This is a genomic window from Collinsella sp. 4_8_47FAA, from assembly GCF_000763055.1.
Classification (GTDB): Bacteria; Actinomycetota; Coriobacteriia; order Coriobacteriales; family Coriobacteriaceae; genus Collinsella.
Genome location: NZ_KN214136.1, coordinates 166,035 through 181,988, shown reverse-complemented (window position 1 = coordinate 181,988; position 15,954 = coordinate 166,035). Strand labels below are relative to the sequence as shown.

The following is a 15,954-nucleotide window of genomic DNA, read 5'->3' as shown; positions in this document are numbered from 1 at the left end:
ATGGCGGAATTCAAATCGAGCGCGATTGATTGCAACGTCGTCGAAGCCGTTCAAACGCAAGCCTTCGACGTGGTCGTTATCGGCGGCGGACCTGCCGGCATGGCGGCCGCGCTGGCCGCTCATAAGGCCGGAGCGCGCGTGGCCATCGTGGAGCGCGAGCAGCACCTGGGCGGAATCCTCCGCCAGTGCATCCACCCCGGCTTTGGCCTATCGCACTTTAAGCAGGAGCTCACCGGCCCCGAGTACGCACAGCGCTTTATCGACCAGGTGCGCGCGACCGACATTGCGCTGTTCCTGGACAGCATGGTGATTGGGATTGATTCGGGCGAGGACACGGGCGCGTCGAGCGTGGACGAAGGTGCGGGAACCGCCGCAGTCCATACCGTCACGCTTATGAATCCCTCCGGTATGCTGCAGCTCACCGGGCGCGCGGTCGTCCTTGCCATGGGTTGCCGCGAGCGCACGCGCAGCGAGATCAAGATCCCCGGCAGCCGACCCGCCGGCGTGTTTACGGCGGGTCTGGCGCAGCGATACATCAATATCGAGAACCTCAAACCCGGCTCGCGCGCCGTCATTTTGGGTTCGGGCGATATCGGGCTGATCATGGCACGTCGCTGCACGCTCGAGGGGATTTCGGTCGAGGGCGTGTACGAACTCATGCCGTACGCCAACGGCCTGCGCCGCAATGTGAAGAATTGCCTGGACGATTTTGGCATTCCGCTGCATCTGTCCACCACGGTTACGCGCGTGATTGGGCACGATCGCGTGGAGGCCGTCGAGGTGAGTCAAGTCGACGAGCGCCTGGCGCCCATTCCGGGGACCGAGCGCATTGTTCCGTGCGACACGCTACTGCTTTCGGTGGGCTTGATTCCCGAGAACGAGCTTTCGGTTGCCGCAGGCGTGGAGCTTGACCCGCGCACGCGCGGCGCCGTAGTGGACCAGTGCCTGCAGACGGGCGTACCGGGCATCTTTGCCTGCGGCAACGTACTGCACGTGCACGACCTGGCCGACAACGTGACGGCCGAGTCTGAGCGCGCCGGCGCGGCTGCGGCGGCGTACGCGCTGGGGACCGGCGCGGGCGCCGTTCCGGACTGCGAGCTCTCGGTCTCCCCTGCCGGCATCGCGGGCTACGCGCTGCCGGGACGCATTACAGCTGTGGCACTCACCAAACTCAACTTCCGCGTCCGCCGACCGGTCAACGCCGCCCGCGTGCGCATTCTGGCGGGCGACGAGGAACTGCTTACAGGCAAGGTCCGCCCGTTTAAACCGAGCGTCATGGAGAGCTTCCCGCTGCCGCCAAAGGTGATTCAGCGCGCACTCGACCTAGGTGCTAGCGAAATTGTCCTGTCCGTCGATCCCGTTGAAGAGGAATAGCTCATGAGCACGAATGCAACCGAGACGCTGCAGTTCAACTGCACCACCTGCCCATCCGAGTGCCTCTTGACAGTGGAGGTGGAGCGCGACGCAGACGGCGCCGTGGCAGAGGTGCGCTCCGTGACCGGCAACAGTTGCCCGCGCGGTAATAGGTTCGCACATCAGGAACTCACCTGCTCCATGCGCGTGCTCACCACCACCGTTGCCGTCTCCGGCGGCGACGAGGCGTTGCTGCCCGTGCGCACGGCCGAAGCCATCCCGCTGGCGCTCCACGCCCAAGCCATGGCCCTCATCCGCGGACTAGTGGTCAAAGCCCCCATCCGCATGGGCGACGCCGTGCTAGAGAACCTCCTAAACACCAACATCAACCTAATCGCCAGCATGGACATCGACCCAGCCTAGCTAATTTGGGACGGGGCACTTTTAGCTACTCCACCATCCACCCCGCCCTCCTCAGTTGCGGTGAAATAGTTCCTGATTTCCGCCAAAACCCCAGCATCCAGGAACTATTCCACCGCAACTATCCTTGGAATCGGTATTTAGCTTGTGCCTACTTTAGTGCCATTTCAAAACTATGCCGGATTACGGGGCTGATTCGGAGACCCCCCATCCATACCGGCCATTTTCAATTTTTGACAAGCCATCTACCTGCAGTTTTAATTTCGCGATTTTTCCCATGGTCAAGTAATACAGGTCCAGCCCCGTAATCCGCCATACTTTTGAAACCAGCCCATTTGGAACGGGCCTCTTATGACTCCTTTTTCCTGCACACTTGCCAGGCTGGCCATGCCAAGGAGTGTCCCGAAGTGCCGACATAAAAGGAGCGTCCCTATGTGCCGGGCTTGGGATACCATGGTGGCACCCTAACGAAAGGACGATGTATGGCACATGTCGATGAACAGCGTGTGGCGCGCGTGCTCGATGCGCTCGAGGCTCAGCACCCCGGCGCACAGCTGCTCGTAAACGACCCGTGGTCGATTTATTACCTGACCGGCTTTTATGCCGATATGTTCGAGCGTTTTTGTGGCGTGCTGCTCGCACGCGGCAGCGAGCCCGTGATCTTGGTCAACGCGCTGCATCAGCTGCCCGAGTATGACAATGCCCGCATCGCCTATCACACCGACAACGATGTCGTGGCCGATGCCATCGCTCGCGAAGTCGATCCGACCAAACCACTCGGCATCGACACCGTCATGCGCTCTGGCTTTTTGATGCCGCTCATGGAGCGCCACGCAGCCAGCGAGTTTTTCCTGGGTGACTTTGCCGTCACCGCCGCACGCACCTACAAGGATGCCGCCGAGCAGGAGCTTATGCGCGCGTCCTCGACCGCTAACGATGCCGTGATGGCCGATGTTATCAAGCTCGTCCACGAAGGCGTGACGGAGCGCGAGATTGCCGACCAGACGCTCGGCCTGTATCGCAAGCACGGCTGCGAGGGCTTTAGCTTTCCGCCCATCGTGAGCTTTGGCGCTAATGCCGGCGACCCGCACCACGAGCCCGACGACACCCTGCTCAAGCGCGGCGACGTGGTGCTGTTCGACATTGGCGGGCGTCGTCGCAACTACTGCTCGGACATGACGCGCACGTTCTTTTGGGGCGAGCCGGACGAGGGGACGGCGCGTATCTACGACATCGTGCGCCGTGCCAACGAGGCCGCCGAGGCACTCATCGCACCGGGTGTGCGCATGTGCGACCTGGACCGCGCCGCGCGCGACGTGATTGAGGATGCGGGCTATGGGCAGTACTTTACGCACCGCCTGGGACACTCGATCGGTCTGCAGGACCACGAGCCGGGCGACGTCTCGCTTGTCAACGAGCAAGTCGTAGAGCCTGGCATGACGTTCTCCATCGAGCCGGGCATCTACCTCCCCGGCCGCACCGGTGTCCGCATCGAGGACCTGGCCCTGGTGACCGAGAACGGCGTCGAGATTCTCAACGCCTACCCCCACGATCCGCTCCGCCTAAACTAGCCTGTTCCCCAACCCCCCAAACTAAGTTGCGGTGAAATACGGACTGCTTAAGGCTTCTAGCCCATAAAATAGTCCCTATTTCACCGCAACTGCCAAGGGGACCAGGGTAGTCAAAAAGCCCCGTCCCAAATTAGCTGCCCTGCAGTCAAACGAAAGGCCTCCCGATTCCCCGACGAGAACCGGGAGGCCTTCTTATGTCCTAGAGCCCTAAGGCTCTAAGCTCGCAGCCTTACTCCGCGCGATGGCGCAGCTTTTCAATCGCTGCGGCAATCAGCGCCAGCAGGCCGGTTCCGCCAAGCGCTGCGACGGTCACGGCAGTGTTATCGCCCGTCTCGGCCAGGCTTCCCTTAGCGGCCTTCTTGCCATTCTTCTTGCCCGAAGGATCCTTGGCATCGGGCTTGGCACCGTTATCCTTGCCGCCTGTCGGTTCCTGTACAACAACAGGCTCAACAACCTCGACGGTCACCAAAGCAGTGAGCTGCTGAGGCGCCGGCGTCTCCGCAGCGTCATCCTCGGCAAGCGTCGCAATCGCCGCGGCGTCACCGTCAACGGGCATCGTCGCGGTAACGACGACGGTACCGTTCTTTAGGGCCTTGACCTTACCGTTCTCGACCGTAGCGATCGTCGGGTCGGACGAGGTCCACGTCACGTTACCACGCAGCAGCGCGCCATCGGCCGCATTGCTCGCCGCGGCAGCAAGGTCAATTTCCTTGCCGCGCTCGACCTTGAGCACGGTCTCGGAAGTCGTTGCCCTACCGTTTTGGTCAACGATAACGAGCCCCTTGGCTGCCGGGCGCGGCTTAACGCGTACCATGCAGCTGACCGTCAGATCCGTACCGCGAACCTTACCGTCCACGGTCACATCATCGGCACCCCAATCCAGTGCGGGGACATTCTCCCAATCGACATCGTAGTCTTCCTGGCTGTCGTCTTTCATCATCACGGAGACCTTCTTGGGCAGCGCCTTCAGCACATCGGCGGCAGAGCTTGCCTCGAACACCTCAACGGGAGCGAACGTCGCAGGCCTCACGGGAATCTCGCTTGCCGGCGTCTCGACGACAAGCTTGCAGGTCGCTTTGAGCGTCGTGCCCTCGACGGAGCCCTCGATCGTGTACTCGCCAACGGTGGCAAGATGCTTGTCCAGGCCATCCGTATTCCACGTGACCGCGGCCTCGTCCGTGTGGCCATCGGAGTACGTCACGGCAACCTTCTTGGGCAGCTGCCCCGTCACAGTGTCGGCCTTGGCATCGCGCTCAACTTTGATCTGCGGCACCTCGGCAACCTTGTTGATCGTCGTCGTGGAGGTAACAATGACCTCGACGGGCAGGTTGCCGTTCACCGTCACGCCCTTGGCAACGACGCTGTTGCCGTACGTGTCGGCCGCGGCAGGAACCTCAGTCCATGTGATCTCGGACTCCGCCGTCGTCTTGCCGTCCTTCATGCGAACGGTCGCCTTCACGCCCTTGAGCGCATCACGCACGGCGTCGGCCGATGCGCCCTCGGGAACGCTAACGCCCGCGACAGGCTCAACAGACGCCGGAATCTCGGCATCGCTCTTCACGACCGTAATCGTGCACTCTGCCCTTTGATCGGTACCGGCAACCTTGCCCTTGACCGTGACCTCGCCCTCCTTGGCAAAGTCCTTGTCGGAGAGACCCTTGGTGTCCCACTTCACGTCGACATCGGACTCGGTATCATCCGAGTAAATCGCCGTGACCGTGGCGGGCAGCTTGGCCAAAACGTCGTCCGCCTTGGTGCCGCGCACGACCACAATGTCTTCAGCGACATCGATGTCGACAATATGCGCGGTTACCTTGACCTGAGCCTTTACGGTCATGCCGTTGTCCGTTAGACCCGTGACCTCAAACTCGGTACCGGCACGGCCCAGGCTGTCGACCTGAGACCACTTAACGAGCGTCTCGTTCTTGGTCTTGCCGTCCTTCATGACAACCGTCACCTTGGACGGCAGTTTTTCCATAAGGTCGCTGACCTTGGCATTGTCCGCAATCTCAATTACATCGATCGGCTCGACGTGGTCGGGCGTCTGGGCATCCTGATCCACCACGGTCACATTGCAGGTCACCTTGGCGCCGTTGAGCTTAACCGTACCCGTGATCTTCACGGTGCCGGTTCCGTTGAGCAGCTCGTCCGTGACGTTAGAAAGATCCCACACGTCAATGTCGAGCAAATCGGTCGACCCATCGGAGTAAGTCGCCACAACCTGCTTGGGCATCTGGGCGTACAGATCCTGCTTGGACGTGCCCTTGGCAACGCTAAACGACTTGGCCTCCAGCTTGGTGATGGTTCGCGGCGCCTCGGAGACGTTGACGTACACGATGGCGTTGACGTTGTCGACATCCTTGAGCTTGCCAACGAGCCTGTACGTACCCTTCTTGGCGACTGGCTTGGAAAAATCGAGGCCATCGGTGTCAGTCCACTTTTCGATCTCGATGCCGCCTAAACTGCCCCGAGTATCCCGCGCTGAGCCATCCGAGAAATATACAGACACGGCATCTGGCAGCTCCAGCATCGATCCGACCGTGGTGTTGACCACGACGGCCTCGGGCTGCAACGCGACCTTCTTCGCCTTCTTGTCGGCAACCGTCACCTTGGCGGTCACGTTGCCGTTCTCATCCACGCCGACCTTCTGGCCCTCGTCGTCCACAAGCGCCATAACGGCAGCGGCATCGAAGCCGACCACATGACCCGTCGCATAGAACGTGCCGGGCTGCTCGTACTTCTCAGGCGCGATCGGATCCCAATCAATAGCCGCCGTCGAAACGGAGCCGTCACTCAACTCGACCGCCATCTTGGAAGGCATAGCAGGCGCAGTGCCCGCCTTGGTGGTCACTGCGGTCTCGCCATTATCGATCGCCTTCTCCACGCCCTGGATAACGATCTTGGTCTGAACAGTGAGGCCGGTGTTGGTGCCGTCGCCGTATCCGTCGAGGCCGCTTGCAAACAGCGTGCCAGACACTGTCGTAACCTGACCCGGCTCTCCGGTATAAACCGAGGGACGAACGTAATCCCATTGAACCTGGGCATTATGAGTTTTGCCGTCACTCGTGACAACTGAGACGTTCCACGGCAGCTCGGGAACGACGCCATTGGCCGTGGTAATGCGCTCAGGAACGGCAATAGAGGTGACAGAGCATACGTCCACAGTGATCGTCGCCTCGGCACCACCTTGGAGCTTGCCCTTCACCTTGAACGAACCGTCCTTGTCATAAGCGTCGGCGGCGACACGATCCCATGTGACCTTTTCGCGCTGGGGCTCAGAGGATACATTGTTATCGTATCGAACCTCAAGGTATTCCGGCAGCATCGGCTTGGTGCCGGGAATGGTCCATATGGTTCCGCCCTGAACCGAGGTCGCCTTGCTCGCGATCTTAACGGTGGCAGTAATCGGAACGTCGACCGTCTGCATACCGTTCCCCGTGCTAAAGCTAATTGTTGCAGTGCCGCGGACCACGCCGCCCTGAGTCCAATCAAAACCCTTCGTGTTCCACTTGATCTCGGCGTATTTGTGCGAATAGTCCGGATGTTCTGCCGCATCAGGACTGACAAGATCGACATAGCTGGGAAGCATAGCGGTACCGTCGCTGCCCTTGAGCACCGTAAGGGTTTGCGGCTGAGCCTCCCAGTTTTTAGTCACGATGACGTGGACCTTCACGGGGATATTCGTTCCGGCTACCGTTCCGGTAATCGTGCAGTCCTTCTGGGGGCACCTATCGTAGGTATCCCAGTTGACGCCGAGACTGTCAAAAGTCGTTCCATCCTGCAATACGCCGGACACGTAGAAGTAGTCCAGATTGACTTCCTCACCGGGGTAGATAACGCGCCAGTCCTCGTACGACTGCCCAAGCGTCACACCGTTATCGCTATAGTTGTTAACGCCCTTGACCTCGCCGCACGCCGCTGTCGCATGGATCTTTGCCAACGAGCCAGTGATAGTACCGGTAATTTCGTACTCGCCAGGCTTGCCGTCCAGCAGTTCTTGAGGAAACTCATCCCAGCTATAAGGCTGCCCCGACGAATACTGGGGATAGAACGAGCTGCCATCCGACAAATACAGCGTGGATGTGTAGCGCGGAGCCAGAAGTCCGGCGCCGGGAACATAAGCAATCTTGCCGATGTTGCTGTCCTCGAGATCGCAGACGTTGACCGTCGCCGTAGCCGGAATGTTAGAGCCGGTAAAGTATCCGCTAACCGTAATCTGGCCAAGGTTCTTTAGGGCGTCCTGACTAATCGTCGACCACTGAACGGGGAAATTGCCTCGCGAGCCATTCCACATCGTGGCCTCGATTGAACCCGGCATATTGGGCTGGCAACCGATAAGCGTGCTTGTCGATGTCGAGGAAGGCATCTGCAGGGCGCGGACGGAGATGGTCGCCGTGACTCGGTTGCTGTCACCCAGCTCCACCTGAGTAGACGATGAAGATGAGGTATTGGTCCAATACGACAGCGAACCGGAAAGCTTAAACGACCCCTCACTTGCCACCTGCGTGTCCAAAATAGGGTCCCACGCAATGTTGCACTGCTTCTTTGTACCGTCGGTGAATGCAACCTCAACGCTGTAGGGAAGACCGCCGCCCGTTGTAGGACGTACGCCGACGGGCGTGTTAACGGGAGCAAGAGCGTCGATTGAGGCAACTTCTTTGACCTCGACCTGAGCAGTTACCTTTAGGCCATTAGCGGCTGAAGATTCGTTATATGTCACAAGCGTGCCCGTGACCGTATAGGTGCCTGCCTTTTGGAATTGAGACACGTCGGCGTTGTCCCAGTTAACCTGATAACCTTGGGTGTATGTAGTGTTATTTGACTGCGTAAACGGGAAATAGACATACGTGCTAAGAGGAGAAATGTCGCCGACCACGCGCTCGAACCTCAGAGAATTAAGATCGAGTACGTCCTTAGGATCTTTGACGGTAACGGTGCAGGTAACCTCACGGTAATCAAAACCGTTTAGCTTACCTTTAACCGTAAACGAGCCCACCTTAGAGTAAAGCGACGCATCGAAAGAATCCCAAGACACCGGGATCTGCTCGGTGGCCCCGCTATCAAAGACAACCGAAGCAGAATACGGCAGAGACGGGACCTCACCAGTTAGGGTCGTACACGTCAACTCGGTCTGGACGCTCTTAACAGAGCGGACTGCGACCGTGCACTGTGCGAGCATAGAGGGATAGCTCTTCAAATGTCCCTCGACAACAAAGGTTCCTTCCTTTTGGTACTGATCAGCCGAGATCTCATTTCACTCAACAGGGCATGTATAAGATTGACCATTTGAATAATTGACCGAAATGCTGGACGGAAGCGCGGGAGCAATACCAGCTGCAGTCCATACCCATGAGCCATTACTGGTTGAACGGGGAACGTACACCTTAAGTACACCGCTCACTTCGTACGGCTCCGCGAGCGTGATCCAGTTGTTGTTCACGCTAACGCCGGTAATCTGTCCGGTGATGGGGATTTCGGATTCCTCCGTCGCCGTATCAAATGCCGTCTGCGACTTTTCGTCCCAATCAACATACGCCGAGGTCTCGGTGCCATCCGACAGCTTTACCTTAACGCTCGAAGATTGGCTGTAGTAATCGGAGCCGACGTATTTTTCTAGAATTGGGTTAGCGTCGATCGACTCAACGGTAATGCCGCTTTCATTGCTCGTCTCTGTGGCATCGGGGGCGTTTACTGCCGCCGGATCTACCACTGCCGGGTCTGCCGCAGCAGCTTCGACGACCACGCGCTGCTTGACTATCTGCGTGGTGCCAGCGACAACGCCCTCAAACTCATACGAACCGGCAGGCAGCTGCGCCAAGGTTGCCGGAGCATCGGCGCCGTTCAGCTTCCAGGTGACGTTTTCCTGCTTGGTGGTACCGCTCTCGTAGGTTGCCGTTACAGTTTGGGGCAGCGTGGCGTCGGATCCCTCGGCAACATGCAGCTCGTTCAGGCTGGCAAAAGAGGCAATCTTATCTTCACTCTGGTCTTCCGAGGTTGCCTGGCCGGTGTCCGCAGACGCGGCAGACGCACCCATCGCATCGCTTTGCTCGGCAACGACTTGGGTGGTATCACCCTGCATCATCTCGGCGAATGCCTGCGGCGGCACCGAGCCGACCGTCATCGTCAGAGCCAGACCCGCGGTAATGGCCGCGTTGACATGCCTTCTGTTCATGTTTCCTCCCGACACGCTCAACGGACCAAACAGCACTGGTCCGATTGGCAAGTTAATTTGAGCGTATCCTTCGCCAATGGAGGTTTGCAATATGCCACAGGTTAAGCGGCATAAATGGTTTCGTAAACGGGAGAAATCAGGCAACGTATCTATGTGACAACGGGGCGGTCCCTTTGTCGCATTCCGATTACACTACGCCACGAAAACGGCCTATCTACTACGTTTAACCCGCATGGGTCGACCATGCGGGTCTTTTTTGAAAATCAGCAAGCCGTCTACCTGCGGTTTTGATTTCACGATTTTCCGTGTGGTCGAGGGTAGTCGCCAAAACGTAGTAGATAGCCCCATTTCGTGGCAAGCGAGTCAACTCTGGGCACAGGGCAGCTAAAAAAGCCCCGTCTCAAATAGACTGCTTTTGAGTTGCGGTGATATACGGACTGTTTGAGGCTTCAGGCTTGTAAAACAGTCCGTATTTCACCGCAACTGCTGAGGGGATGGGTTAGCGGAGCAGGCCGGCTACTTCGCCGGCTAGGGTGATGGTGCCGGCTGCTACGAAGGGCTCGCCCGCAGCCTTGAAAGCTGCGAGGGCCTCGGAAACGCTGGGGTATACACCCGCGAGCTTATCGGCATCAACAAGGGCGGCGAGCTCCTCTGCCGGCAGGGCGCGATCGGAATCGGTCTGCGTCACGACCACGCGCGGGAAAGCCGGGATCAGCACGTCAACGATACCCGCCACGTCCTTGTCTGCCAGCGCGGCGCACAGCAGCGTGGGGCGATTTTCAACACACGGATCGATCTCGTCCAGTGCGCTCACAAAGTTCTCGCAGCTCTGGGGGTTATGGCAGGCGTCGATCAGCTTGAGCGGATCGGTTCCCAGCACATCAAAGCGACCCGGTGTGGGGCAACCCATAAGCGATGCATCCAGCGCATCGTGGTCGAGTTCGCGACCCAGATACCCCTCGCAAAGCATAATCGCGCACGCGGCATTCTGCGGCTGATAGGCCGGCTTGACCATGCTCGACGTATAGATCGCACGTGGCGTGGTGCAGCTAAACTCAACCGTGTCGCCCACATGCACCGGCACCTTAGTCGTGGCATGACTCACCACGAGCGGCACAATGCCGCACTCTCGACAACGGGCATCCATCACGCGCTGAACGCTCGCCTCATGCGTGCCCTCGCCCAGCACAACCAGGCGTCCGGGCTTAATGACCGCAGCCTTCTCCCCCGCAATGGCCTCGAGCGTATCGCCCAAAATACGTGTGTGATCGAGCCCAATGCCCGTAATGGCCACGGCGACGGGATCGGTCGCACTCGTGGCGTCCCAACGACCGCCCATGCCAACCTCGAGCACGGCAACATCCACCGCAGCCTCGGCAAACACTACAAGCGCAGCAGCCGTCAGCAGGTCAAACGGCGTGATGGAATAGGCGCGCTCCCCCGCCGCCACACGGTGCGCATTCACGCGACGCCCCGCCTCGACAGCCGCCGAAACGCCACGGGCAAAGGCCTCGTCGCTCACAACGCGCCCGTCAACCTCCATGCGCTCGGGATAACGCACCAGCTGCGGCGACGTATACAGCGCGGTCTTGAACCCCTCGCCGCGAAGGATGGCGGCCGAAAAACGCGTAGTCGAAGTCTTGCCATTGGTGCCGGCGACCTGAATGCAATCGAAATACTCGTCCGGACGCCCCAGCTCATCGAGCATATCGACAACCGTCTCGAGCAGAGGCCCAGCATCCCCAGAAATCCGCCCCGTATCAGCAGCCAAAGTAACAGCCTCATCAAACGAAAGCAACTCAAACGAGAAAGGAACGACATACGACCCAGAACGCTTAGCCATAACCCAAAGTCCCCCATAACAGAAAAAGAGGCCCACCAAAAAGAATGAGCCCCTCGCGTTGACAATATCAGCCTTTACCCGATTGCAGCGAAATCAAGGCCACAACCCAGTGGCCCTAACCTACCAGTTGCAAACAACCACGTAACCGCACTAGGAGCGGCCCGACGCTTTGCTCGATACAAGTTCCGCACGCAAAGGACAGCACTTAATGTGCTGTCCGTCTTGCGCAGGACTGTCCGCAGTAGCGAGTAAAGCGTCGGGACGCGCCCCTCAGTAAGAACTACGAGAAGTCAGCAACCTGAGCAGTCAGCGCCGCCAGGATCTCCTTGAGCTCAGCTGCACGGTCCCTCTTCTTCTGCACCACCGCGGGCGCGGCCTTGGCCACAAAGCCCTCGTTCGCGAGCGTCTTCTCGCAGCCGGCAAGCTCCTTCTGAGCCGCGGCGATCTCCTTCTCAAGACGTGCCTTCTCGGCCGAAAGGTCAACCTTGCCCTCGAGCACCACAAAGGCCTCGACGCCGCTGTCGACCACGGCGATGCTCGCGGCCGGCTTCTCGACATCGGTACCCATGACCAGCGAAGCGGTGTTCGCCAGCGGCTCAATGGTCGAACGCAGGCTCTCGAGCTTCTCGATGTCCTCGGCACCGGCGCGCACGACCACGTCGAGCTCGGCCTTGGGGCTCAAGCGATAACGCGAACGCGTGGCGCGGGCGACGGAAACGACGGCGCGGCACAGCTCAAACGCGCGCTCGGCAGGCTCATCGACATACTTGGCGTAGTCGGCGGGCTCGGGCCACTTGGCGATCATGAGCGCCTCGGCGCGATCCACGTTGCCCTCGGCGTCCAGGTCGAGCACGCTCGCCGGCATGTTGTCCCAGATCTCCTCGGTGACGAACGGCATGAGCGGGTGCATCAGGCGAATAGAGGTGTCGAGCACAAAGATCAGGTTGCGCTGAGCCTGCAGACGGCCCTCGCCCTTCAGACGAGCCTTAGTGACCTCGACGTACCAGTCGCAGACCTCGTTCCAGAAGAACTGCTGCACGCCGCGGGCCATATCGCCAAAGGTGTAGTTCTCAATACCCTCGGTGACCATCTTCACGGCCTTTGCCAGGCGGCTGAACATCCAGGCGTCGGCCGGCGTCTCCACGACGGGCTCGCCGGGCGTGTAGCCCTCCATGTTCATAAGCAGGAAGCGACTTGCGTTCCAGATCTTGGTCACAAACGACTTAGCCTGGTCGGTACGCGGGCTGTTGATAAGCTTCTTAGTCTTCTTATCGATGTTCGCATCGAACTTAACATCCTGGTTGTTGGTGCACAGCGTGAGCAGGTTGAAGCGCATGGCGTCGGCGCCGTACATACCGATGAGGTCCATGGGGTCAACGCCGTTGCCCTTGGACTTGGACATGCGGCTGCCGTCCTTGGCCAGGATCGTCGGGTAGATGACGACGTCCTTAAACGGCACCTCGTCCAGGAAGTACAGCGAGCTCATGACCATGCGAGCAACCCACAGCGCGATGATGTCGCGCGCGGTGACGAGCGCCGTCGTGGGGTGATGTCCCTCGAGCAGCTCCGGCTTTTGCGGCCAGCCCTGCGTGGCGAAAGTCCACAGCTGAGAGCTGAACCAGGTGTCCAACACGTTCTCGTCCTGATGCACGTGATGACCGCCGCACTTGGGGCACACGTCGGTGTCCTCGGTAAGGGCGTCCTCCCAGCCGCAATCCTCGCAGTAGAACACGGGGATACGGTGGCCCCACCAAAGCTGGCGCGAGATGCACCAGTCCTTGAGGTTCTCCATCCAGGTGGTGTAGGTCTGCGTCCAGCGCGCGGGGTGGAAGGTGACCTTGCCAGAGTTGACGGCGTCGAGCGCCGGCCCCTTGAGCTTATCGACGGCGACGAACCACTGCTCGGACAGCCACGGCTCCAGCGCGGCGTCGCAACGGTAGCAGTGCATGACGGAGTGATCGAGGTCCTCGACGTGGTCGAGCAGGTCATGCTCCTCAAACCACTTGATGACGGCCTCGCGGCACTCGTCGCGATTCAAGCCGGTGAACTCGCCGTAGCCCTCGACGACCACCGCGTGCTCGTCGAAGATGTTGATCTGCGGCAGGTCGTGGGCCTGGCCCATGGCGTAGTCGTTGGGGTCGTGGGCCGGGGTGACCTTAACGAAGCCGGAACCAAAGTTGGCATCGACGTGCCAATCCTCAAAGATGGGGATCTCGCGGTCAACGATGGGAAGCTTGACGGTCTTACCCACGAAGGCGGCCTTCTCGGGATCCTTCGGGGAGACGGCGACGCCCGTGTCGCCGAGCATGGTCTCGGGGCGCGTGGTGGCGACGACGATGTAGTCCTGGCCGTTGACCGGCTCGGTCAGCGGGTAGCGCAGGTGCCACAGGTGGCCCTTCTCGTCCTTATATTCGGCCTCGTCGTCCGAGATGGCGGTGGTGCAGTTGGGGCACCAGTTAACGATACGCTTGCCACGGTAGATCAGGCCGTCGTGGTACCAATCGCAGAAGACCTTGCGCACGGCCTGCGCGTAGTCCTCGTCCATGGTAAAGCGCTCGTTGTCGAAGTCGACGGAGCAGCCCATGCGCTTGATCTGCTCGACGATGATGCCGCCATACTCGTGGGTCCAGTCCCAGCAGGCGTCGACAAACTTGTCGCGACCGATCTCCAGGCGGCTGATGCCCTCGCTCTTCAGCTTCTTGTCGACCTTGGTCTGCGTGGCGATACCGGCGTGATCGGTACCGAGCACCCAGCGCGTAGACTTGCCGCGCATGCGAGCCATACGGATGATGGCGTCCTGGATGGAGTCGTCGGTGGCGTGACCCATGTGGAGCTTGCCGGTCACGTTGGGAGGCGGAATGGTGACGGTGCAGTCGCCCACGCCCTCGCGGCGCTTGTAGTAGCCGCCGTCGAGCCACTTCTGCAGGATCGCCGGCTCGTTTGTCGACGGATCGTAGTTCTTGGGCATTTCTTCCATATATCTCTCCCTGTCCCGCCGGGGAGGAATGTAGGCCCGCCAGGGCCTGCATTCCTCCCCTTAGGTATCGATTACTTCAGTCTGATATGACTTCGCCGAGGCTTAAACAAACACACAGAATAGCACAGGTAGTTGGGGTTATTGCGCATATATAAAATAGCCTCCGACCGCGGGTGGTCGGAGGCTATTAGCAAACACGTTTTTGGCTGGTTTACCCGTAGATGCGTTGGGGCTGTTCTTCGCCCTTTACGGAGGCTTCGGTCACGATGACCTTGGAAACGCCCTCCTCGCTGGGGAGGTCGAACATCGTCTGCTGAAGCACGTCCTCGCAGATGGAACGCAGGCCGCGGGCGCCGGTCTTGCGGGCAAGCGCCATGCGGGCGATCTCGTGCAGGGCGGCGTCCTCAAACTCAAGCTCAACGTCCTCGAGCTGGAACATCTTGCGGTACTGACGCACCACAGCGTTCTTGGGCTCGGTCAGGATCGACACCAGGTCGTCCTCGTCGAGCGCCTGCGTCTGGGTGACGACGGGCGTACGTCCCACGAACTCGGGAATCATGCCAAAGGCGTTGAGGTCCTGCGGGAGCACCTGACGCAGCAGGTCGTTCTCGTCGACCGAGGTGGGGCCGGCGATCTCGGAGTTAAAGCCCACGCCCTTGTTGCCCACGCGATCGGCGATGATCTTATCCAGACCCACAAAGGCACCGCCGCAGATGAACAGGATGTTGGTCGTATCGATCTGCAGCAGCTCCTGCTGGGGATGCTTGCGGCCGCCGGTGGGCGGAACGCTGGCCACCGTGCCCTCAAGAATCTTAAGCAGCGCCTGCTGAACGCCCTCGCCCGAAACATCGCGGGTAATGGAGAGGTTCTCAGCCTTGCGGGCGATCTTGTCGATCTCATCCACGTAGATAATGCCGACCTGCGCGCGCTCGATATCGCCATCGGCGGCGTTGATGAGCTTGAGCAGGATGTTCTCCACATCCTCGCCCACGTAGCCGGCCTCGGTAAGCGCGGTAGCGTCGGCGATGGCAAACGGCACCTCGAGGATGCGCGCGAGCGTCTGGGCGAGCAGGGTCTTACCGGTACCGGTGGGACCGAGCAGCAAGATGTTGGACTTGGCGAGCTCTACCTCGTCCATATCGTCGTCGAACTGCGAGCCCATGTCGTCATCAAAGGCGGACACCGCGGCACCGCCCTCGATCACGCGACGGTAGTGGTTGTACACGGCAACCGACATGGCGCGCTTGGCGTCCTCCTGCCCCATAACATAGGCCGAAAGCTCGTCATAGATCTCGTGCGGCGTCGGCACGTGCGTGATGACCTGACGGTCGTCCTCAAGCTCAAAGCCCTCGGCCTCGGGGTCAACGGCGGGCTGGGACGCAGCCTGGCCGTGGTCGTTGAGGAAACCCGGGAGATTGCCGTTGCGGGCAGCGTCCATAAAGTCCGAAGCCAGCGACTCCTCAAGGATCTCGGAGCAGGCGGCGACGCACTCGTCGCAGATAAAGATGTTGGTCGGGCCCTTTACGAGACGACGGACCTGGCCCTGCTCTTTACCGCAGAAGGAGCAGCGAATGGGGTTGCCGTTCTCGTCAAAGTTGTCCTGCATGTTACCTGCCAT

General features: G+C 60.0%; 8 protein-coding genes. 3 read left to right on the top strand and 5 right to left on the bottom strand.

Annotated features, from left to right (window positions below; genetic code table 11):
* The 3 genes from HMPREF9463_RS07145 (at position 1) to HMPREF9463_RS07135 (ending at position 3,344) form a co-directional block, all read left to right on the top strand.
* On the top strand, positions 1-1,374 hold the full coding sequence (locus HMPREF9463_RS07145) for an NAD(P)/FAD-dependent oxidoreductase (RefSeq protein WP_052044142.1): 1,374 nt from the start codon (positions 1-3) through the stop codon (positions 1,372-1,374).
* A 3-nt stretch (positions 1,375-1,377) separates the two neighbouring features.
* Positions 1,378-1,776, top strand: coding sequence for a DUF1667 domain-containing protein (locus HMPREF9463_RS07140; RefSeq protein ID WP_035138066.1), 399 nt, complete (start codon positions 1,378-1,380; stop codon positions 1,774-1,776).
* A 479-nt stretch (positions 1,777-2,255) separates the two neighbouring features.
* Positions 2,256-3,344 (top strand): M24 family metallopeptidase, encoded by a 1,089-nt coding sequence (locus HMPREF9463_RS07135; RefSeq protein ID WP_035138064.1) that lies wholly within the window; start codon positions 2,256-2,258, stop codon positions 3,342-3,344.
* A gap of 229 nt (positions 3,345-3,573) precedes the next feature.
* On the opposite strand, the gene HMPREF9463_RS07130 is transcribed toward HMPREF9463_RS07135, so the two are convergent.
* The 5 genes from HMPREF9463_RS07130 to clpX all read right to left on the bottom strand — a co-directional run bounded on the left by HMPREF9463_RS07130 (position 3,574) and on the right by clpX (position 15,954).
* Positions 3,574-8,523 carry an Ig-like domain-containing protein gene (locus HMPREF9463_RS07130; protein ID WP_035138062.1) on the bottom strand — a complete coding sequence of 1,650 codons (4,950 nt, stop codon included), beginning with the start codon at positions 8,521-8,523 and terminating at the stop codon, positions 3,574-3,576.
* 75 nt (positions 8,524-8,598) lie between these two features.
* Complete coding sequence (locus tag HMPREF9463_RS07125) at positions 8,599-9,516, bottom strand: Ig-like domain-containing protein (protein WP_035138059.1); 918 nt, start codon at positions 9,514-9,516, stop codon at positions 8,599-8,601.
* Between the two features lie 499 nt (positions 9,517-10,015).
* Positions 10,016-11,359 (bottom strand): bifunctional folylpolyglutamate synthase/dihydrofolate synthase, encoded by a 1,344-nt coding sequence (locus tag HMPREF9463_RS07120; RefSeq protein ID WP_035138057.1) that lies wholly within the window; start codon positions 11,357-11,359, stop codon positions 10,016-10,018.
* 280 nt (positions 11,360-11,639) lie between these two features.
* Positions 11,640-14,336 carry a valine--tRNA ligase gene (locus tag HMPREF9463_RS07115; RefSeq protein ID WP_035138056.1) on the bottom strand — a complete coding sequence of 899 codons (2,697 nt, stop codon included), beginning with the start codon at positions 14,334-14,336 and terminating at the stop codon, positions 11,640-11,642.
* Between the two features lie 211 nt (positions 14,337-14,547).
* A complete protein-coding gene (gene clpX / locus HMPREF9463_RS07110; RefSeq protein ID WP_052044141.1) occupies positions 14,548-15,954 on the bottom strand; it encodes an ATP-dependent Clp protease ATP-binding subunit ClpX in 1,407 nt (468 codons plus the stop codon).

Bases quoted from the DNA above. Each gene is read 5' to 3' on its own strand.
- HMPREF9463_RS07140 (WP_035138066.1), top strand. From the start codon at position 1,378: ATGAGCACGAATGCAACCGAGACGCTGCAGTTCAACTGCACCACCTGC.
- HMPREF9463_RS07125 (WP_035138059.1), bottom strand. From the start codon at position 9,516: ATGAACAGAAGGCATGTCAACGCGGCCATTACCGCGGGTCTGGCTCTG.
- HMPREF9463_RS07120 (WP_035138057.1), bottom strand. From the start codon at position 11,359: ATGGCTAAGCGTTCTGGGTCGTATGTCGTTCCTTTCTCGTTTGAGTTG.
- HMPREF9463_RS07135 (WP_035138064.1), top strand. From the start codon at position 2,256: ATGGCACATGTCGATGAACAGCGTGTGGCGCGCGTGCTCGATGCGCTC.
- HMPREF9463_RS07115 (WP_035138056.1), bottom strand. From the start codon at position 14,336: ATGGAAGAAATGCCCAAGAACTACGATCCGTCGACAAACGAGCCGGCG.
- HMPREF9463_RS07145 (WP_052044142.1), top strand. From the start codon at position 1: ATGGCGGAATTCAAATCGAGCGCGATTGATTGCAACGTCGTCGAAGCC.
- clpX (WP_052044141.1), bottom strand. From the start codon at position 15,954: ATGGCAGGTAACATGCAGGACAACTTTGACGAGAACGGCAACCCCATT.
- HMPREF9463_RS07130 (WP_035138062.1), bottom strand. From the start codon at position 8,523: ATGCTCGCACAGTGCACGGTCGCAGTCCGCTCTGTTAAGAGCGTCCAG.